This is a genomic window from Nocardia sp. NBC_00881 (assembly GCF_045207455.1).
GTDB lineage: Bacteria > Actinomycetota > Actinomycetes > Mycobacteriales > Mycobacteriaceae > Nocardia.
In genome coordinates this window covers 5,852,923-5,873,062 of record NZ_CP108798.1, presented here as the reverse complement: position 1 = coordinate 5,873,062, position 20,140 = coordinate 5,852,923, and the positions used below count along the sequence as shown (strand labels likewise).

Below are 20,140 nucleotides of genomic sequence, written 5' to 3'. Positions count from 1 at the left end.
CCGGATGTGCTGCGAAACCAGCACAGCGTCCTACGGCCTGTCTGGGGCCGAGTGACGAAGCGCATGCACCGCAGGCGTAAGTCTCAGCCGCTCGACCAAGCCATAAAGGCCGGAACAACTGCGGATATAGGAAAGACCGCCCCAGCCCACAAGGGCACAGGGCGGTCTTTCACGGACGGCGCCGACCAACTCAGCCCCGTCGAGTTCGAGTCTTACGAGCTGTTCGCGGCCCGACTCGCGCCCGAGCGATCGAAGCATGCGACCGCAGTCACGAGATCGATCACTCGGATGCCAGCCGAGAAGGTGCGCGCGAACACGCCTCGCCGCAGGCGCGGCCGAACAACTCAGCCGATGTTGGCCGACAGATCCGGGATCATCCGGTACACCTCGTCAGCCCAGTAGTTCCAGTTGTGCACTCCGACAGCTGGGAAGTCGTAGGTGATGTTGCCCGCGCCAAGCGTCAGCATGCGGACCTGGAACGCACGGGTGTTGGCCAGCGCCAGCGCCTCCAGACCCATCGCGTTGACCGTATTGAAGCTCAGGCCGTCCGCCGCGCTCGGCAGACCGCTACCCGCGGAGACCCACAGTCGGGTGTTGTTGGCCTTCAGCTGCGGCGCGAACACGAACGGATCCATCCGCAGCCACTGCGGACCCCACGGTGGCGCCATGGCGTCGATGTTGTAGCCACCCGCGTCCAGCATCGCCACGCGCAGCGCCTCGCGCATGCCCGGCGCGGAGATGTTCAGGTAGCCGGAGTACGAACCGGCATAACGGAATTGGTCGGGGTGGTAGGCGGCCAACGTCAGCGCGGCACTGCCGCCCATGGACAGGCCGAACACGCCGTTGCGGTTCGGGTTGAACCCGAGCCGGTCGCGCAGCGCCGAGCGCAGGTTGGTGGTGAGGAACGTCTCCCACTTGTAGGTACTGGCCTTGCCCGGCCCACCCACGGAACCGGTCAGCAGACCGGAGCCGGAGTTCGCCGAACCGGTCGACGAAGATCCCGCGCTGCCCAGACCGAAGAAGTCGCTCGGAGCGTTCCAGTCGGCGTAGAAACTGGAGGGGCCGCCGACCGGCATGACGACGTTGATGTTCCATTTGGTCAGCTCGCGTGCGACTTCGGTGTCGACCTCCCAGCCGCTGAGGTCGTTGCGCGCGCGCATGCCGTCCAGCGCGTACACGACGCGCCCGGTGTTGCCGTCGGCCGCGCGGAAGATACGCGACTTGATCGGCCCCATCTCCGAATCGACCCAGAAGTCGAAGCCGTCTGGATTGAAGGCAGCGGACGCCGGAGCGGCAGGGCCTGCCACCGACACCCCGAGCGGCAGCAGAACAGCCAGGGACACCAGCATCGAACGCTTGAGCCAGGCCCCTGTTCTTCGAGTATTCAGACGTCCGATCACGCCTCGCATCAGTTTCGACCTTTCGTTATACGGCGACCGTGGCAGCCGTCCACACGATGACCCGCCGATGCCCACGATCAGCGGACACCACAGCTAGGCGTACGCACCGCAGCCTATCGCGGCATCGATGCCTGGACGTTATCAAAACGAGATAAAGCGGCGCACACCACTTTATCGGATTCGTCCAATGGAACCACCGGACCCACCGTGAATGGTGAGACCGGTGTGGTCGGGATCAGCGTGGCGCGACGGGTTGGGGAAACGGATCGACCAGCCCACAGCGCTGAATCTCGTACTTCGGCACCCGGTCCATCCGGTATTCGGCGAATCGCACCGCATTGCGGAAATTGTGCCGGAAGCGCTCGAACGTGAGCGGGTCGCGGTAGGAGATCATCAGCGCCTGGGTACCCGGGCAGCCCATCGCGGTGCGCGCCTGGGTCACCCACTTCTCGTCCAGGTACCAGGGCATCCACGGCTTCCTGTCCACCATGCCGGTGTCTACGATGACCCAGTCCGGGTACAGGCTCTTGTCGTGCCCGATCCGGCCGTCGGTGAGCCGGTCGGTGTGCGCGGCCAGCGGGTAGGCCAGACCCATCGGATCGATCACCTGGACGTTCAGCGGGACGTTCATGCTGGTCATCCCGAGATTCAAGAAGTAGACCGAGTGGCCGACGCCGCCGGCGGGGATGGGCTGCGGCGGTGGAGCGACATACCAGAACATGAAGGACGGCGAATTGAGCAGCAGCCCGCCGTTCGGGGTGGCCGCGATGTCGTCGACCATCGCGCGGATGCGTGGGTAATCCAGGTAATCCTCCGCCAGGATCGGATGGTCGTGACCGGTGTTGAGCACGTAGTAGACGCGCTCGTCGACGATGCCGGTCGAGGTGATCTTGGTGCCGGTCTTGATCGCGGTGGTATTGGCGACGAACAGCGCCCAGCCCGCGGTGCCGACGAGCGCGAACAGGACCACCGCGAAGGACCAGTCGGCGGCCGTCGCCGCGCGCAAGCCGCCTTCGGGCAGCCGGATCGGGATCACCGCGACCGGAAGAAGCAGCAGGAACAGCTGCGGAAGCAGCATACGGCCGTGCATGAAGTCACCACCGACGCGCAGCGCGTAGAGGGTCAAGATGAATCCGCTGAACAGCACAAGAGTGACCACCGCGCCCGGCGAACGCAGCCGTTCCCTTATCCGCTGCACTGACCAACCACGCTCTTCGTCCGCGGCGTGCTCGGACCATGCCTTGATCCGCTGGGAACGGGCGCGCGCCGCGACCACCCCACCGATCAGCAGCACCAGCAGCGGCATCCACAAGAAGTAGGGACCGACCAGATTCCAAAGATAGGTGAAGCCCTGACTCCACTTGGCGCCGCCCGCGTCCTTCGCGACCGCGGTGTTCGGATAGGGCAGGCCGTAGTAACCCATCCGCCAGATCTGGTAGCCCAGCGGAACCAGCCCGGCCACCGCGACGATCACCGCGCGCAGCATGATGGGGCGAATCCTGCTCTCCGGCATGGGCGCCAGGAAGATCATCAGCAGCGCCAGCGCGCCGACGAGCGTCATCTCGGGGCGGATCAGCGGCGCGAGCCCGGCGAGGAAAACCAGGCCGAGCAAACCTGGCAGCCGAAACGATTTCGCCTGGCTCCACCGCATCAGCTGCCACCAGAGCAGGCCGATCCAGCAGATCACCAGGCCGCTCTCCAGGCCGGAGGTGACGTAGTCCCTGGCCGGGGGAAGCGCGATGTAGACAAGCACCCCCGCGGGCAGCAGCAAGCCGGAACCGGTCCCGCCCCACAACCGGGACGACCCGACCATGGCGAACACCACCGCGGCCAGCGAAACCGTCAGTGCGACGCCGAGCACCACATACTCGAGTCGCGCCTGGGTCAGCCAGCTGAAGAACCAGACGAGGTAGGTCCATGCGGTACTGGTATTGGTTTCGACGCGCTCGCCCGCGTTGAAGACGGGGCCGTTGCCCGCGAGCAGATTGCGTACGGTCCGCAACACGATGAGACCGTCATCGGCGATCCAGCGCCGCTGCCAGCCGCCGACCGCGAAAAGGACAACGGTGAGCGCGATCCCACCGACGAACGTGACCTTGGATAGACGTGCGAACCGCGATGCGGAGGGAGCGAGCTCATCAGCCGGCCCCTCCCCTGCGTATTCCGTTCGCTCCGCGACCAGCATCTCGTCAGGTGAGATAGACAGCGACACCTACCGCTCCGATCCAGGCGATTGCGAGGAACTGGAGGATACGGTCCCCCAGCGCGATCTCTTCGGGCTCACCGGCCTCGCCACCATCGACGTCGACCGCGTAACGCAGGATTGCGATGGTAAACGGAATCATCGAGATGGCGAACCATTCGGTGTGATTCTTGCCGTCCTGCTCGAACGCCCACAGCCCGTAGAACACCACCACCGCCGTCGCGGCCAGCGTCCAGATGAAGCGCAGATAGGTGGGGGTGTAGTACTCGAGCGACTTGCGGATCTTCGCGCCGGTGCCCAGCGCGATCTGCAGTTCGGCGTAGCGCTTGCCCGCCGCCATGAAGAGCGAACCGAAGGCCATGATCAGCAGGAACCATTGCGAGAGCGGGATGCTCGCCGCCGCGCCGCCGGCCACCGCGCGCAGCAGGAAGCCCGAGGACACGATGCAGATGTCCAGCACAGCTTGGTGCTTGAGGCCGAAGCAGTAGGCCAACTGGATCGCGATGTAAATAGTCATCACCACGGCCAGCTGCCACGAAGCCAGGAACGACCCCGCGATCGACCCGGCCAACAGCACCGCCGAGAGCAGGTAGGCCAGGTTCACCGGGACGATGCCCGCAGCGATCGGCCGGAACCGCTTGGTCGGGTGCGCCCGGTCGGCTTCCACGTCGAGCGCGTCGTTGACCAAATAGATGCCCGAGGCCGCCATACAGAACACCACGAAGGCGATGCCGACATGCGCGAGCACGTCCACCTCGGTAGCCGTGCCGGCGGCCAGCGGCGCGGCGAGCACCAGGACGTTCTTCACCCACTGCCGCGGCCGGACAGCCTTGAACAGACCACCGGCCAGCGTCTTGGGCGGACCCTTGACGACGGCCTCGGCTAGGTCGGCGCCAGTCGGCTCTTCACTCATGTCAACCAAAGCTCTTTCTTGTGCGGTCACTATCAAGTCTCTTTTCGGCGGCAAGCAGGGCAGCGGCAGACGCGGCACCAAGCGCGGAACCGGCGAGCACGTCGGAGGGATAGTGCACCCCGAGAACCACCCGGGACAGCAGCATCGGGGGGACGAGCACCGCAGGCAAGGGTAGCCCGGTCAATCGGCCGAGCAACACGGCCGCCGCCGTGGTCGAGGTCGCGTGCGAGGACGGGAAGCTCAGTTTGCTCGGGGTACCCACGTTGACCTGCACCGACGGATCGTTCGGGCGAGGCCGCCGGACGATGCGCTTGATGACGATCGAGGCCGCGTGCGCACCGACCGCACCGACCGCGACCCCTGCCCACTGCCTACGCCGCGGCTTGTCCACCAGCCAGCCCGCGGCGGCGATGCCGACCCAGCCGAGCGCGTGCTCACCGAAGTGCGACATGCCGCGCGCCGCGGCCACCACCGCGGGCTTGCCGCCGAGGGTGGCCTGCACGGCGTTGATGACCGCGACCTCCGGCGGCGCCGGCTTGTCCGCCGCCGGTTCCGCGGAGATCGGGCCGCCGTGGCCGTTCGCACTCTGCTGCGGCCGGACCACCGCCGCGTCGTCGGCCGCGTTCGCTCCGAAGCTCACCGCTGTCCACCCTTCGTGTCGTCGCCGATGCCGAAGACCTTCTCCCAGGCCGCCGTGCTGGTCAGCTGCGGGTGTGCAGCACGGTAGCGCTGCTGCATCTCCGGGAAGCGAGCGGCCAGCTCTTTGCGCAGGCGCATTGCCTCCTTGAACAGACCGAGCGCTTGGCGCGGATCGCGCTTGCGGTAGACCACGCCCCGGCCGTCCGCCGTGGTGACAGTGACGCCGTCGACCTGCGAGAGCAGGAACCAGCGCGCGTCCAGGGTCGGCACGTTCAGCTGCGGGGTCTCATGGTGTTCGGTGTGCGCCGAGCGGAAGTTGTGCACCACGCCTTTGGCAAGCCGGACCACCTTGGCGATCGGGTTGGCCGGCTCGCCGACCGCGCCGACGCCGATGTGGCTGGCCAGTGGCAGTTCGGTGGATGAAGGCAGGATCACCGCATCTGGGTACTGCTTGCGTAGTTCGTGCACCGCGCCGAGCGCGCTCGGCAGCAGCTGGAACAGCCGTTCGGGACCCGCGAGGAAGTCGCGGATGGCCAGGTTCTGGATCGCAACCGTCGAATACTCCAGGCACAGTAAGTGTTTCAAGGTCGCCTTGATCGTGTTGACGACCATCCCGCGCCCGTTGCCAGGCAGGTGCAACGAGGCGACCACCAACCGGTTACGCAGGTGGAAGTACGCCTGCCAGTCGATGGCGTCATCCTTGTCGCTCCAGGCCATGTGCCAGACGGCGGCGCCGGGCAGGGTGACGGTCGGGTACCCGGCGGCGCGGGCGCGCAGGCCGTACTCGGCGTCGTCCCATTTCAGGAACAGCGGAAGGGGCTGGCCGAGTTCCTCCGCGACCCGGCGTGGGATGACGCAGGTCCACCAGCCGTTGAAGTCGACGTCGATGCGCCGGTGCAGCAGCTTGGAGTTGTCCCGGTCCTTGAGCGGGTACTTCGAGAAGTCGTGGTCGTACTCGACATTCGGCGCGGCGGTCCACATGAAGATGCCGCGGTCGACGACCTCGCCCATGACGTGCAGGTGCGAACGCTCCTGCAGGTTGAGCATCTGTCCGCCGACCAGCGCCGGCGACTTCGCGAACCGGGCGAAGGCCAGTGCGCGCAGGATCGAGTCCGGCTCGATCTCGATGTCGTCGTCCATGTAGACGATGTACTCGGCGTCGGTGGTCTTCAGTGCCTCGTACATGACCCTGCTGTAGCCCCCGGAACCGCCGAGGTTGGGCTGGTCGTAGATCGCCAGCCGATCGCCGAGCGCCGCGGACGATTCCGCGAAGCCGGGCTCGTCGACCACCTTTTTGGTGCCCTGGTCCGGAATGATCACGGCCTTGATCTTCTCCAGCACCAGCTGGTCCGAGCCAAGGGCAGCAAGGGTTTTCACCGCGTCGGTGGGCCGGTTGAAGGTGGGCATGCCGACCGCGATGCTGCCTTCGCCGGGCGCCTCGACCGGCGCGTACCAGCCGCCGGACAGCAGCGTGACCGCCGTGTCGGTGGTGATGTCGAACCAGATCCAGCCGCCGTCCTCGAATGGGCCGAGGTCGGCCTCGAACTCGACGACAACCGAGTCGGTGCCCGCGGCGACCGCGAACTCCTTGCCTTGCACGTGGATTCGCGAGCCGTCGGCCTTGGACCGGTACACGTCCACGCGTCCGTGTCCGGCCAGTTCCAGCCGGAGCACGACCGAATCGAGGATGCTCCAGCGGCGCCAATAGCTCGCGGGCAGCGCGTTGAAGTAGGTGCAGAACGAGACCTCGGATTCCGCACCGATCGACAGCGATGTGCGGGTGGTGGCATGCGCGCGACGGGCGTTGGTCGCCGACTCCTCGACGTAGAGGGTTCGCACGTCCAGCGGCTCACCCGGCCGGGGCAGGATGATGCGCTGCAGCAGCGAGGCCGCGCGGGTTTCGATGGTCATGTCTTCCAAGATGGATTGGGAGGTCATTCTGCTCCTGCGTTGTTGCGGGATGCCCGCACCCGGACGGCTTCGGTGCGCAGGGATCGGTGCGTGTGGCTCATCGTCCGGTGACTCATCTGGCCTCCTGGTCGTCCACGAGCGGCGCTCCATCTTCCAGGTGCGGTCGCAGCACATTGTCGAACGTGCTCAGCGCGCTGCCGATCGCCATGTGCATGTCCAGGTACTGGTACGTGCCGAGGCGACCGCCGAAAACGACCTTCGCCGTCGCGGTCTCGTTCTTGGCCAGGTCGCGGTAAGCCAGCAGCTTGGCCCGGTCCTCAGGGGTGTTGATCGGGTAGTACGGTTCGTCACCGGTCTGCGCGAACCGCGAATACTCCCGCATGATCACTGTCTTGTCGGTCGGGTAGTCGCGTTCGGGGTGGAAGTGGCGCGGTTCGATGACGCGGGTATAGGGCACGTCCGCGTCGTTGTAGTTCATCACCGAGGTGCCCTGGAAGTCGCCGGTCGGCAGCACCTCGGTCTCGAAATCGATGGTGCGCCAGCCCAGCTCGCCCTCGCTGTAGTCGAAGTAGCGATCCAGCGGGCCGGTGTAGACGACCGGTGCCTCCGGGCTCTCGGCGCGCAACTGGTCACGCACCTCGAACCAGTCGATGTTCAGCCGCACCTCGATCAGCTCGGAGGCGGCCATGTTCTCCAGCCACTTCGTGTAACCCTCGCGGGGCAGACCCTCGTAGCTGTCGTTGAAGTAGCGGTTGTCGAAGGTGTAGCGCACCGGGAGGCGGGTGATGTTGCCCGCGGGCAGTTCCTTCGGATCGGTCTGCCACTGCTTGGCGGTGTAGTCGCGCACGAACGCCTCGTACAGCGGGCGGCCGATGAGCGAGATGGCCTTCTCCTCGAGGTTCTGCGCGTCCTTGGTCTCGATCTCCGAGGCCTGCTCGGCGATCAGCTCGCGCGCCTCCTCCGGTGAGAAGTAGCGGCCGAAGAACTGGGAGACCAGACCGAGCCCCATCGGGAACTGGTAGGCCTGCCCCTTGTGCATCGCGAAGACGCGATGCTGGTACCCGGTGAACTCGGTGAACTGGGTGACGTAATCCCACACGCGCTTGTTGGAGGTGTGGAACAGGTGTGCGCCGTACTTGTGGATCTCGATCCCGGTTTCCGGATCCGGCTCGGAATACGCGTTACCGCCGATGTGATGGCGACGATCGATCACTAACACCCGTTTACCCAGCACCGTGGCGGCGCGTTCGGCAACGGTCAGCCCGAAGAATCCGGAGCCGACGACGATCAGATCGAACTGTGAGGCGGAATTGACGGAGTTACCCGGGGACGATGCGACGGTCACGGGAGCCCAGAGTATCGGAAGTCTCCGCCGCGTCCGGGTGGAGTCGGATGCGGCACTGGGCTGCGCTGCTCCGGCGGACGGTTTCGCGCCGGGGACATCCGAACTTCGCCGAATGTTTGCCGAAACGGTACCGACCCGCCAGTGAGCGGCGGTTTACTACTCGCCCCAACTGATCGCACGTCGAGTTCGCTGCCGGTCCCGGATTCGAGCAGGAGGGCGATCATGCCGCCCACGCCGACCGGATCGCTATGGTCGGTTACGGGCGCGGATCGCGAAATTCGGCTCGCACGCCGCCACCGGACCGTAGGCCGGTGTGGGCAGCGGCGCCCGAAGACCCAGGGAATCGCGCTGACCATGGCACCGACGACCGACCCAACCGTCCGTCGGTATCCCGCGGGCTGCGGTTCAGCGGACGGGTTCAGTCCGGGAAGCCGACGTCGAGCTCGACGTGGTCCCGCTCGGTGTACATCCGCCAGTAGTAGTCGCCCAGCTCGTCATGGCCCATCCTGGCGATCTCGACTTCTTCGGGAATCAGTTCCGGATGCTCGTCGACGATCCGCTCCGCCTTGCTGCCGCCGATCAGCACGCCGATATTGAGCAGCCCGACATAGACGCCGGTGCCGCGTAGTTCGACCTCGAGCTGGCGAATGTAGCCGCGCTGCGCGGCGAGGGCGATGCCGAAGTTGGACAGGTAGGGCAGCGGGTGGCGATCGGACACACCTGAGGAGAACAGGAGTGAACCCTCGCCCCTTTCGATCATGCTCGGGGCGAGCGCCCTGGTCATGAGGATCGGCGAGTGCAGCTTCAGCGCGATGGGAACGGCGAGATCGGGAACGTCCACGTCCAGCGTGGACGGGATGCGGTCGGTCATCTCGCCCGCCGCGCCGTGCATCGCGACCTCGATCGGGCCGAAGCTCGCCTCGATCTTCTCGATCGCGCATGCGATCTGTGCCGCGTCGGTGACGTCGGCGGGAAAGGCGGCGGCCTCGATACCCTCGGCTGTCAGCCCGTCCGCATGCCGCCGCGCCCGGTCGGGGTCACGCCCGATGACGGCCACCCGGAACCCTTCGCGCCCGAATCTCCGCCCCGTACCGACGCCGAGACCGGGACCGAATCCGAAGATCGCAATGGTTTTGGACATTTTCACTCCCGATTAAGTTGAGACATAGTTCAAGTTCCCGAGCTACGGTAGCATTAACTTGAACCTATGCTCAACATATTTCGAGAAGCCGATTTGTAGGATCGGCCCGTGGACAAGCCGTTACGCAGCGACGCCCAGCGCAACCGGGACGCGCTCGTGACCGCCGCCCGCGCCGTCTTCGAGGAACGCGGCCTGGATGCGCCCCTGAAGGAGATCGCCGCCCGCGCGGGCGTCGCCATCGGCACGCTCTACAACCGTTTTCCCACCCGCGACGACCTCATCGCGGCCGCGGTGGAGGACCGGATCGAAGCCGGAAGCCGCATCGCCGAGGCAGCGTTGGCCATCAACGACCCGTGGGATTCGTTCGCCTACCTCGTCGAGCAGGTCTGCGCGCTGCAGGCTGACGACCGCCTGCTCGGCGAGCTCGCCGTTCGCGCTGCCCCCAGCCGCGCCATCGCGAAGGCGCAGGAACACGGCCACAACCTGATGCGCCGGATCATCACCCGCGCACAGGAGGCCGGCGCACTACGCGCCGACTGGGTGCTCGAGGACATCGCCTTCATCACCTGGTCGCACACCCGAATCGTCGAGGCCACCACCCATATCGCTCCCGGGGCCTGGCGCCGCAACCTCGCCCTGATCCTGGACGGACTGCGCGCGGAAGCCGCCCACCCGCTGCCGGTCCCCCCCATCCCGGAAGACCAGCTGATGCGCGCGCTCGGACACGACCCCACCGGCGACGACCGATCGTAAACGGCAACAACAGTCGGGCACCGGTCGAAGCGGATGAGTCTGCCCGCGAGATGTCACCGATGGCGGTCGAGGCCGTGGCGACGGCGACTGGCGGCTGTACGGCGGCGGGATGGCGAGCGCTTGCGGGGCAGCGGAGTTCGTCGTGACAAGCCGTCGAAAACTTCTGCTGCCACGAGTTGTTCACCTCTTTCCGTTTCTGCAGCGTGCTGTGGGCCGACTCGATCCGGCGCCGGATCCGATCCTGTTCCTGCCGAGGCAGTTCCAGGTGTGTGCGCAGCGCGACAACGGTGTCCTGTTCTCCGGCAAGGACTTCAGCGATGACCGGAAGGCCGAGTTCGCGCAGCAGCAGGATGCGTTGCCACCGCACGAGGGAGCCCTGGCCGTAGTAGCGGTGGGCGACACGCCGCCGGACTGACTTCCTGCGATGAGTGGCACATGGCTGCGGCAAACGTCGAGAGACGTCTCCGTGGTGTGCCGCTCGTCCGCCAGGTGTCAGAGGTGGTGGTCGGGTCCGATGGAACTGGAGGGGGTCGGCCGCGCGGCGCTGGGCGACATCACGCCGTCGGGCGGAATCGCACCGCCTTGCGTAACCGAACCGCTAGGCGGAGCCGCACCGGTAGGTGGCACCGAACCAACCGGCGGCACCGAACCAGTAGGGCCCACACCAGCAGGCGGCACCGAACCGGCAGGGGCCACACCGGCAGGCGGGACCGAACCAACCGGCGGACCCACACCGGGCGACGGCACTGCGCCCACCGACGGCACCACATCAGGCGGTGGAACCGAACCAGCAGGGGGCGGAGCGGAGCCGGGCGGAACCTGGGGGCCCTTCGGGTCCGGCACCATCTGCAGCAACGTCGTGAAGTCGACGACCCGCGCGCCGAGCGTCGGCGTCGCGATGATGACGCCGTTGGTGTAGTGCCGGTAGGTTCCCGCCTGCTGCGGCAGGATCATCTCCGGCCCGATCGGTTGCCCGACCGCACTGTTCGCACCACCGATCCGCCGGTACTCGGCTTCGATCATCGACTCGGTGATCGGCGCCTGCGTGCGCGGGTCCTGGGGCGCGGCGGTGGCTGACAGGTCACTGGGCGCTGGGCCGACATCGAAGGTGTAGATGTCCGCGGGCTCCCCGCCGTCGGGTGCGGCGGAGTACTCCGATCGGAGGATCCGGCCGTCGCGCAGCAACACCGTGCCCGTGGTGGCGGCAACTGCCGCTGTCGCCCGCGGATCCTCCTTCGCGGTGCCGGGATAGACCTGACAGTCGGTGGTGTCGCAGGTCTGCGCGTACGGATACCGCTGCTCGGCAAGGGTGTACGAGCGCGCCGCGATCGCCTGCGCCCGCAGCGCCTCGGCCGCGCCCTCGTCCGCCCAATCGGCCTGCACCTCGGCCGGGACAACGCCGAGCACATAGTCCTCGACATCCACCTGATTGATCGTGCGGGCTTCACCGTCCTCGGTGGCCACGCCGAGCGCGCCCCGATAGGCCGGCCCGCCACACAGCGTGAGATGTTCCGCGGCCGGGCGATTCGGACCGGCATCGACCGGATATGCCCACGGGTCGGCGGTCGCGGTCTGCCACAGCACGTCGCCGTCGCAGCCCATCGTCACGACCACGTTCGCGCGGCCGTCGGGCAGCGGGGTCAGATGCGCGGCCTGATCTGGCGCGAGTTCGCGGCCCGCCACCCGGAGACCGGCGTCGGCATAGACATCCAGCGAGGAGTCGTCCTGCTCCACTAGACGGACCCGGACGGCGTTGGGCGGTATGGCGCCCAGAGCCGCGCCAGGGTAGTAGTGCGCGAGGATTCTTTCCGCGCCCCAACCGTCGCGTGCGCTCTCGAAGGCGCCGACCTGGCTCATACCGCGTCCGTGGCCCGGTCCGGCCACGGTGCGGTAGGGCTCGTCGCCCCACCCGCCCCACAGGACGGACGCGATGCCCAACAGCACGGTCGCACTGGCGACCAGCACAGGGCGCAGCGAGGAAGTCTGTTGGGGACGGGCCCGCCGCCATTGCCTCGATGGCGGGCGTTCGGCTTGCTCATTCCGGTTCCGCGTTCGTCGCATCGGTGCACTCCCACTTTCCGGGACCGGTCGATTCAGCACGTGTCGGCATGTCGAACTAGCCGGTCGCAACACGAAAGCTACATTCGAGCAATCATAATCCTCAACCAGAGGTTTAGGCGTGTGACAATTGTGGCTATTGTGATTGTTGATACGTCAGGAAGCAACTCTGATTCTGCTCATGATCATTGGTTCGACCTGATTGGAGACGCTCGTGCGGTACCGCAAACCGAAACGCTCCTACGTGCTCCCGGTTGTCACCACCCTCGCGGTAGCAGCGCCGCTCGGCGCGCTCACGCTCGGTGATTCGACCGAGTACCGCACCGCCACCGACGAGAACCTGGCCGCCGTGCCCGCCCAACTCGCCGAGGTCGTGCTCAACAACACGCCCGACATCGTGCTGCCGCTGCGCGAACTGACCGGACTCGACCTGCCTGATCTACATCTTTCCGATCTGCGCATGCTGCCGATTCCGTCGTCCATCCCGGTTCCGCAAGGACTCCCGCTACCGCCCGGCGTGCAGTTACCCGAAGAAATTCCGCTACCCCATCTGAATTCCGGCCAAGCCTCCGGCCGGAACATTCCTTCAGATCCGATGCCCAACAGTCAGAATTCGATTCCCGAACAGGCCCGGGGAGGCGTGCGTTTCATCGCCGATCCCAGCCAGCTGGAGCCAGGCACCACCCCTGACACCCCCGCGCTGTCACCCGGCGCCGTGCCACCCGAGCTGATGACTCAGCTCGGCGCTCAGGTGAAAGAACTTTCCAGAGACATCCCGTTCAGCATGGTCGCGCTCACCGCCAAAGAGTTGGGCAACACCAAGGCGACGATCCGCGCTCGGCAACCCGACGGCACCTGGGGCCCCTGGTACGACACCGAACCGGTCGACACCCACCGCACCGACCGCTCCGGTAAGGGCGAAGTCGGCGGCACCGAGCCGATCTACGTGGGCAATACGAACGCTGTGCAGGTTCTGGTGACCCGCAAGCCGACCGAGCGGCAGACCTCGACACCCCTCACGCAGCCGGCCCTGCGTTCGCACGACTCGGCGCAGCATTCCGCCGACGCGCTGACCGCCGTGCTCATAGATCCGGGGCGTGGCGCCATCGACGGCTCGCTCGACAACATGTCCGCGGCGCTGCCCGGCAGCGGGCCGAACGTGATCACCCGTGCCCAATGGGGCGCCGACGAATCGATCCGCTGCGACGAGCCGACCTACGACGACGATCTCGGCGGCGTCACCGTCCATCACACCGCCGGCCGCAACGACTACAGCAAATCCGAGTCCGCGGGCATCGTCCGGGCGATCTACACCTACCACGCGAAAACGCTCGGCTGGTGCGACATCGGCTACAACGCGCTCATCGACAGGTACGGCCAGATCTTCGAGGGCCGCTTCGGCGGGCTGGACCGCCCAGTGCAAGGCGCACACGCCGGCGGGTTCAACGAGAACACCTCCGGTGTCGCGCTGATGGGCAACTACGAATCCGAGCAGCCCACGAACGAATCGCTCACTGCGATCGGCCAGTTCATCGGCTGGCGCACCAAAGTCGCGGGGCTGGATCCCAAGGGCTACACCACGATGTACTCGGAGGGCACCCAGTTCACCCCCTACGCGCAGGGCGAGGCCGTGCGGCTGCCGGTCGTCTTCGCGCACCGCGACGTCGGCAACACCAGCTGCCCCGGCGACGCCGCCTACGCACTGATGGACCGGATCCGCGACCTCGCGGCCGGCGCCCCGGGTACGTCCGGGCCGAACAACCAGATCCCGCCGCACAGCCAAACCGATCTGGCGGCCCTGACCGCGCTGACCACCAAGTTGCTGAACATGGTGCATGAGAACATCATCGCCAGGCACTGGTCGGCGACCGGTGGCCCGGACGGTCCGCTCGGCGTCGCGCAGTCGGACGTGCTCCCCGCGGCGCAGGGCCAGCAATACGCCAAATTCACCAACGGCTATGTCTACACCGCACCGAACGGGCGGGTCGTCGAGGTGCTCGGCACCATCCTGGACCGTTTTCTCCAGCTCGGCGCCGACGCGGGCATCCTCGGTCTCCCGACGACGAACGCCTACCCGGTCCCGGACGGTCAGCGCGCCGACTTCCAGTACGGCTCACTGATTCTCAACCAGCCCACCGGCATCGTCACCACGGTCTGGAAGACCTACAACGACACCTACCAGCAGGAGATGAACCGCAGCCGGAACGGTGCGGTGGCAGGTCCCGCTCCCGCAGGCATTCCGGCCGCGGACGGGACCAGAGCCCGCACTGCCACCGCCGGCGACCCTGCCCCCACAGTCGACGCAGCTCCGGATGGCAACCCGACTACGGACGGTGGCCAGTCATTCGCCGGCCCCGCGTCGGCGCACGCAGGCACACCCGCCCCCAACCGTGCCGAAGCACCTGCCGGCTCAGCCCCGGACAACCATGCTCCCGGCAGCGCCCAGTCGCCCGCAGGCCCCCCGCCGGCGCACGCGGGCACCCCCGCGCAGGACCGTGCCGAAGCACCCGTCGGCTCAGTCCAGGATGTCCAGACACCCGCAGGCCCTGCGCCCGCTGCTGTCGCCCCGGCGGGTACCCCGGCACCCGCTGGTGAGCACGCCCCGTCCCCATCCCCGGAGGGCTGAATACCGAACCCGCACAGCGCCACCCTCTTCGGAGCCCGCCGCCAACCAAGCGCGCGGGCTCCGAACACTTCTGGCACAACACCGACCGACCTCGAGAAGACCGTCCAGGTTCCGTCCCGCACGCCGACCATCGGAATATTCAGACCCACCAGCGTTCGAGCACCCGGGCCACACCGTCGTCGGAGTTGGATTCGGCGACCTCGTCGGCGGCGGCGAGAGCTTCGGGGTGGGCGTTACGCATCGCGACGCCGTGACCCGCCATGGTGAGCATGGGGACGTCGTTGGGCATATCGCCGAACGCGATGATGGTGTCCGCCGCCACGCCGAGGCGCTGCGCGACCACCGCGAGACCCGAAGCCTTGCTGATGCCTGGTGCGGATAGTTCGATGAGCCCGTGCTCGGTCGAGTAAGTGATGTCGGCGCGCTCCCCGATCAGCGGCGCGAGCACGGTGCGCATGTCGGAGCTACGCGCACCCGGTAGGCGGACCAGCATCTTGATGGCGGGAGCGTCGATGACTTCCTCGCGGGCGACAGATGTGTCGTCGGGATTGAGCCAGGCGTGCTCGTATTGCGGCGAGCTGACGAACTGCGGCGTCACCGCGTCGTGCGCGCTCGCGCCGACCCGTTCGGCCGCGAGACCACAGCCGGGCAACGCCCGTTCGGCCAGGTCCGCCAGCCAGCCGAGCGTCGCCACGTCCAGTGTCATGCTGGCCAGCACCCGATCGGCGGCGCTGTCGTAGATCACCGCGCCGTTGCCGCACACGCACAGCGGCGCGTATCCCAGCCCGTCGACCACCGGGTCGATCCAGCGCGGCGGGCGCCCGGTGGCGAGCACGAAAGGCACCCCGTCGGTGATCAGCGCGTCCACGGCCGCCCTGGTCCGCGCGGTGACCCGCTCATCGTGATCGATGAGCGTCCCGTCCACATCGGTGGCCACCATATTCGGCTTGGGCAGGTGCAGGAGCGTCACCTATTCCATCCTGCCGGACGGCCCGGCCGCCCGGCTCACCGCCGGACCGATGCGGACATGCCCGAACACCGCGTGCCACACGCGTACGCACCCACATCCTTATGATCGGGGGGCAATACCGACGCTGGCCCGCCAGCCGAAAGACCAGAGGACTGATGACCGGCTTCCTGCTACGACGCGCGCTCAACTATGTCGTGCTGTTGCTGCTGGCTTCGTTCCTGACGTTCAGCCTGGCGTCACTGACGTTCCGGCCCCTGGACAGTCTCGAACAACGCAACCCGCGACCGCCACAGGCAGTGATCGACGCCAAGGCCGAGGAGTTGCACCTCGACGATCCGATCCCGCAGCGCTACCTCACCTGGATCAAAGGCATCCCACACGGCGATTTCGGCACCACGCTGGCGGGCCAACCGGTGAGCGAGGAGCTGCCGCGGCGGGTCGCGGTGAGTCTGCGACTGCTGATCGTCGGTTCGCTGGTCGGCACAGTGCTCGGCGTCCTGATCGGCGCGGCGGGGGCGATCCGGCAATACAAGTTCAGCGACTACTTCACGACGGTGGTGTCGCTGCTCGTGCTGAGCACGCCGGTGTTCTTGCTCGCTACGCTGCTGAAATACGGTGCGCTGGAGATCAATTCGCTCACCGGCTCGCAGATCTTCCTCTATACCGGCGAGACATCGGCGAGCAGGATCGACGGTTTCTGGCCGCAGCTGCTCGACCGCGTCCAGCACCTGATCCTGCCCACGGCGGGCCTCGCCCTCGGCGGCATGGCCGGCTACAGCCGCTACCAGCGCAACGCCATGCTCGACGTACTGCAGAGCGATTTCATCCGCACCGCCCGCGCAAAGGGCCTGACCCGCAGCAAGGCGTTGTACAAGCACGGCCTGCGCACCGCCCTGATCCCGATGGCGACGCTGTTCGCCTACAGCCTCGGCGGCTTGATCACCGGCGCCACGTTCACCGAGAAGATCTTCGGCTGGCACGGCGTCGGCGAATGGCTGGTCGACTCGATCAATGCCCAGGACCTGTACGTGGTGGTGACGGTGACCGCGTTCGCCGGCCTGGTTGTGCTGGTGTCGGGCCTGCTCTCCGACATCGTGTACGCGATTCTCGACCCCAGGGTGCGTGTGTCGTGAGCGAGCGAACCATCAACACAGCACCACCGGTCACGGTGGAGCCGAGCGCTAGCGAGGCGGAGTCGTGAGGGAGCGCAGCGAGCGAACCATCAACACAGCACCACCGGTCACGGTGGAGCCGAGCGCTAGCGAGGCGGAGTCGTGAGGGAGCGCAGCGAGCGAACCATCAACACAGCACCGCCGGTCACGGTGGAGCCGAGCGCTAGCGAGGCGGAGTCGTGACCGAAGCCGAAATCATCGTCCAAGGTGCGCCCGAGGTCACCGGCACCGGGCGGCGCAAGCTGGTCTGGCGACGTTTCCTGCGCAACAAGTCCGCCATTGCCGGCGCGTTGATACTGATCGCGCTGTTCGTCGCGAGCTTCGCACTCCCGCCGTTCCTGACCTACGACTACCAACAGTTGGACTACACAGCGCTGCTCAAACCGCCGAGCCTCGAGCACCCCTTCGGCACCACCCAGATCGGCCAGGACGTGCTCGCGCAGACCTTGCGTGGCCTGCAGAAGTCGCTGGTCATCGGTATCTGCGTCGCCCTGTTCTCCACCGCCATCGCGGCCACCGCCGGCTCGGTGGCCGGGCTGCTCGGCGGCTGGACCGACCGCGCCATCATGTGGCTGGTCGACCTGCTGCTCGTGGTGCCGAGCTTCATCATCATCGCGCTGTTCGCGCCGCGCACCAAGGGCAGCGGATCCATTCTGCTGCTGATCGTCCTGTTGGCCTGCTTCGGCTGGATGATTTCCGCGCGCATTGTGCGCGGGCTGACGCTCAGCTTGCGTGACCGCGAATTCGTCAGGGCCGCACGGTATATGGGCGCACCGACCCGCACGGTGATCCTGAGCCACATTATCCCGAACATCGCCTCGATCCTGATCATCGACACCACGCTCACCGTCGGCTCGGCGATCATGGCCGAAACCGGGCTGAGCTTCCTCGGTTTCGGTGTGCAGCCGCCGGATGTGTCGCTCGGCTCGCTGATCGCGGCGGGAACCAAGTCGGCGCTGACCTATCCGTGGCTGTTCCTGTTCGCGGGTGGCCTGCTGATCGTCACGGTGCTGTGCGCGAACCTGGTCGGCGACGGTCTGCGCGACGCGTTCGATCCCGGAGCCAAGCGGGCTCGGTCGAAGAAGAAGGCGCACGCATGACCCATGCGAGAAAGGACACCGCATGACGGGCGCAGGCGCGACCGAGAAAGTCATGGTCGAGAAGAACTCGACGACACCGCTGCTGGAGATCACGGATCTGCGCGTCTCCTTTCCCAGCGAGGAGGGCCGGATCGACGCGGTCCGCGGCGTCACCTACAACGTGTCCGACGGCGAGGTGCTGGCCGTCGTCGGTGAATCCGGTTCAGGTAAGTCGGTGTCCTCGCTGGCGGTGATGGGCCTGCTACCTGAGCAGGCTCGCGTCAACGGCTCTATCCGGTTCCAGGGTCGCGAGCTGCTCGGGCTCGGCGACCGCCCATTGTCCAAGCTGCGTGGCAGTGCCATCAGCATGGTTTTCCAGGACCCGCTGTCCGCGCTCACGCCGGTCTACCGGGTGGGAGATCAGATCGCGGAAGCTCTGCTGGCGCACGGCGCGATGGGCAAGGCCGAGGCCGCAAAGCGGGCGGTGGAGCTGCTCGACCTGGTCGGCATCCCCGACCCGGAGATGCGGGCAAAGGCATTCCCGCACGAGTTCTCCGGCGGCCAGCGCCAGCGCGTGGTCATCGCCATGGCGATCGCCAATGATCCGGCGCTGATCATCTGCGACGAGCCGACCACAGCGCTCGACGTGACGGTGCAGAAGCAGATCCTGAACCTGCTGCGCAAGGCGCGCGACATCACCGGAGCGGGCGTCATCATGATCACCCATGACATGGGTATCGCCGCCACCCTCGCTGACCGCGTCGCGGTGATGTACGCGGGCAAGATCGTCGAAACAGCCGCCACCACAGAGCTGTTCAGCGCACCACGGATGCCGTACACCGTGGGGCTGCTCGGCTCGATCCCACGCATGGACGGTCCCCCGCGCCGACCGCTGATTCCGATCGTCGGCGCACCGCCCGCTATGCACGCGCTGCCGCCGGGCTGCTCGTTCGCACCGCGCTGCCCGATCGCGATCGACGACTGCCTGGCCGCCGAACCGCCGCTGGAGAAGACCGACCCTGGGCATGCGGCCGCCTGCATCCGCACCGCCGAGGTCGGCACGGACGCGTTGTTCGAGGCCTACCGCAGCGAGATTACCGAACCGGAGGCCGAGCCGGAGGCGGAATCGGAGGTGGTGCTACGGGTTTCCAACCTGGTGAAGACCTTCCCGATCACCTCGGGCGTGGTGCTGCGCCGCCGCAAGGGCGAGATCAGGGCGGTCGATGGGATCAGCTTCGAAGTGCGGGCCGGTCGCACCCTTGCGCTGGTGGGTGAGTCCGGCTCCGGCAAATCCACCACACTCACCCAGATTCTCGATCTGATCCGCCCGCAGTCCGGGGCCATCGAGATCATGGGCAGCGACGTCGCGACGCTGAGCAAGGCGCGCAGGCGCGAGATCCGGAGGAAGATGCAGATCGTCTTCCAGGACCCCACCGCCTCGCTGGACCCGCGCCTGCCGATCTTCGACGCCGTCGCCGAACCGTTGCGCATCGACGGCCGTTCGCGCACCGAGATCGCCCGCCGGGTACCGCAATTGCTGGAACAGGTCGGCCTGCGTTCCGAACATGCCGACCGCTACCCCGCCGACTTCTCCGGTGGGCAGAAGCAGCGCATCAGCATCGCCCGCGCCCTCGCGTTGGACCCGGAGCTGCTCGTGCTGGACGAGCCGGTGTCCTCGCTGGACGTGTCGATCCAGGCCGGTGTGTTGAACCTGTTGCGCGACTTGCAAGCCGAGCGCGCGTTGTCGTACCTGTTCGTCTCCCACGACCTGTCCGTGGTGCGCAACCTCGCGCACGAGATCGCCGTCATGTATCGCGGCCAGATCGTCGAATACGGCGCCGCGGAGCAGATCTTCGCGAAGCCGAAGCACGAGTACACGCGGGCGCTGATCGACGCCGTGCCGGTTCCGGCCGTCAGCCGTTAGGGAGGA

General features: G+C 66.9%; 15 protein-coding genes. 6 read left to right on the top strand and 9 right to left on the bottom strand.

Annotation, left to right across the window (positions count from 1 at the left end):
- Positions 1 to 344: 344 nt before the first annotated feature.
- From OH799_RS25155 to OH799_RS25125, 7 genes are all read right to left on the bottom strand, one after another.
- Positions 345 to 1,409, bottom strand: coding sequence for an alpha/beta hydrolase (locus tag OH799_RS25155; protein WP_406268726.1), 1,065 nt, complete (start codon positions 1,407 to 1,409; stop codon positions 345 to 347).
- A gap of 226 nt (positions 1,410 to 1,635) precedes the next feature.
- Positions 1,636 to 3,585: a flagellar motor control protein ZomB gene (gene zomB / locus OH799_RS25150; RefSeq protein ID WP_406282517.1), complete on the bottom strand. Its 1,950-nt coding sequence runs from the start codon at positions 3,583 to 3,585 to the stop codon at positions 1,636 to 1,638.
- 4 nt (positions 3,586 to 3,589) lie between these two features.
- Positions 3,590 to 4,516, bottom strand: a complete 927-nt coding sequence (locus OH799_RS25145) for a decaprenyl-phosphate phosphoribosyltransferase (RefSeq protein ID WP_406268723.1) — start codon at positions 4,514 to 4,516, stop codon at positions 3,590 to 3,592.
- Between the two features lies 1 nt (position 4,517).
- Positions 4,518 to 5,078 (bottom strand): phosphatase PAP2 family protein, encoded by a 561-nt coding sequence (locus OH799_RS25140; protein WP_406282514.1) that lies wholly within the window; start codon positions 5,076 to 5,078, stop codon positions 4,518 to 4,520.
- A 74-nt stretch (positions 5,079 to 5,152) separates the two neighbouring features.
- On the bottom strand, positions 5,153 to 7,093 hold the full coding sequence (locus tag OH799_RS25135) for a glycosyltransferase (RefSeq protein WP_406268720.1): 1,941 nt from the start codon (positions 7,091 to 7,093) through the stop codon (positions 5,153 to 5,155).
- Between the two features lie 85 nt (positions 7,094 to 7,178).
- A complete protein-coding gene (glf, locus tag OH799_RS25130) occupies positions 7,179 to 8,411 on the bottom strand; it encodes a UDP-galactopyranose mutase (RefSeq protein ID WP_406268717.1) in 1,233 nt (410 codons plus the stop codon).
- Positions 8,412 to 8,829: 418 nt separating this feature from the next.
- Positions 8,830 to 9,552 carry an SDR family NAD(P)-dependent oxidoreductase gene (locus tag OH799_RS25125; protein WP_406268714.1) on the bottom strand — a complete coding sequence of 241 codons (723 nt, stop codon included), beginning with the start codon at positions 9,550 to 9,552 and terminating at the stop codon, positions 8,830 to 8,832.
- Between the two features lie 108 nt (positions 9,553 to 9,660).
- Between OH799_RS25125 and OH799_RS25120 the strand changes: the two genes are divergently transcribed.
- Both OH799_RS25120 and OH799_RS25115 read left to right on the top strand, forming a co-directional pair.
- Entirely contained in the window at positions 9,661 to 10,305 is a 645-nt protein-coding gene (locus OH799_RS25120) for a TetR/AcrR family transcriptional regulator (RefSeq protein WP_406268711.1), read from the top strand.
- Positions 10,306 to 10,447: 142 nt separating this feature from the next.
- Complete coding sequence (locus OH799_RS25115; protein WP_406268708.1) at positions 10,448 to 10,720, top strand: hypothetical protein; 273 nt, start codon at positions 10,448 to 10,450, stop codon at positions 10,718 to 10,720.
- Between the two features lie 77 nt (positions 10,721 to 10,797).
- On the opposite strand, the gene OH799_RS25110 is transcribed toward OH799_RS25115, so the two are convergent.
- On the bottom strand, positions 10,798 to 12,366 hold the full coding sequence (locus tag OH799_RS25110) for a SpoIID/LytB domain-containing protein (protein ID WP_406268705.1): 1,569 nt from the start codon (positions 12,364 to 12,366) through the stop codon (positions 10,798 to 10,800).
- A 211-nt stretch (positions 12,367 to 12,577) separates the two neighbouring features.
- On the opposite strand from OH799_RS25110, the gene OH799_RS25105 reads away from it, so the two are divergent.
- A complete protein-coding gene (locus tag OH799_RS25105) occupies positions 12,578 to 14,989 on the top strand; it encodes an N-acetylmuramoyl-L-alanine amidase (RefSeq protein WP_406268702.1) in 2,412 nt (803 codons plus the stop codon).
- A 139-nt stretch (positions 14,990 to 15,128) separates the two neighbouring features.
- On the opposite strand, the gene OH799_RS25100 is transcribed toward OH799_RS25105, so the two are convergent.
- Positions 15,129 to 15,929, bottom strand: coding sequence for an HAD family hydrolase (locus tag OH799_RS25100; RefSeq protein WP_406282511.1), 801 nt, complete (start codon positions 15,927 to 15,929; stop codon positions 15,129 to 15,131).
- Positions 15,930 to 16,114: 185 nt separating this feature from the next.
- On the opposite strand from OH799_RS25100, the gene OH799_RS25095 reads away from it, so the two are divergent.
- The 3 genes from OH799_RS25095 (at position 16,115) to OH799_RS25085 (ending at position 20,134) form a co-directional block, all read left to right on the top strand.
- Positions 16,115 to 17,092: an ABC transporter permease gene (locus tag OH799_RS25095; protein ID WP_406268699.1), complete on the top strand. Its 978-nt coding sequence runs from the start codon at positions 16,115 to 16,117 to the stop codon at positions 17,090 to 17,092.
- A gap of 218 nt (positions 17,093 to 17,310) precedes the next feature.
- The gene (locus OH799_RS25090; protein ID WP_406268696.1) at positions 17,311 to 18,231 is read left to right on the top strand and encodes an ABC transporter permease; all 921 of its coding nucleotides are present in this window, start codon (positions 17,311 to 17,313) and stop codon (positions 18,229 to 18,231) included.
- Positions 18,232 to 18,253: 22 nt separating this feature from the next.
- The gene (locus tag OH799_RS25085; protein ID WP_406268693.1) at positions 18,254 to 20,134 is read left to right on the top strand and encodes an ABC transporter ATP-binding protein; all 1,881 of its coding nucleotides are present in this window, start codon (positions 18,254 to 18,256) and stop codon (positions 20,132 to 20,134) included.
- The last annotated feature ends 6 nt before the right edge of the window (positions 20,135 to 20,140 follow it).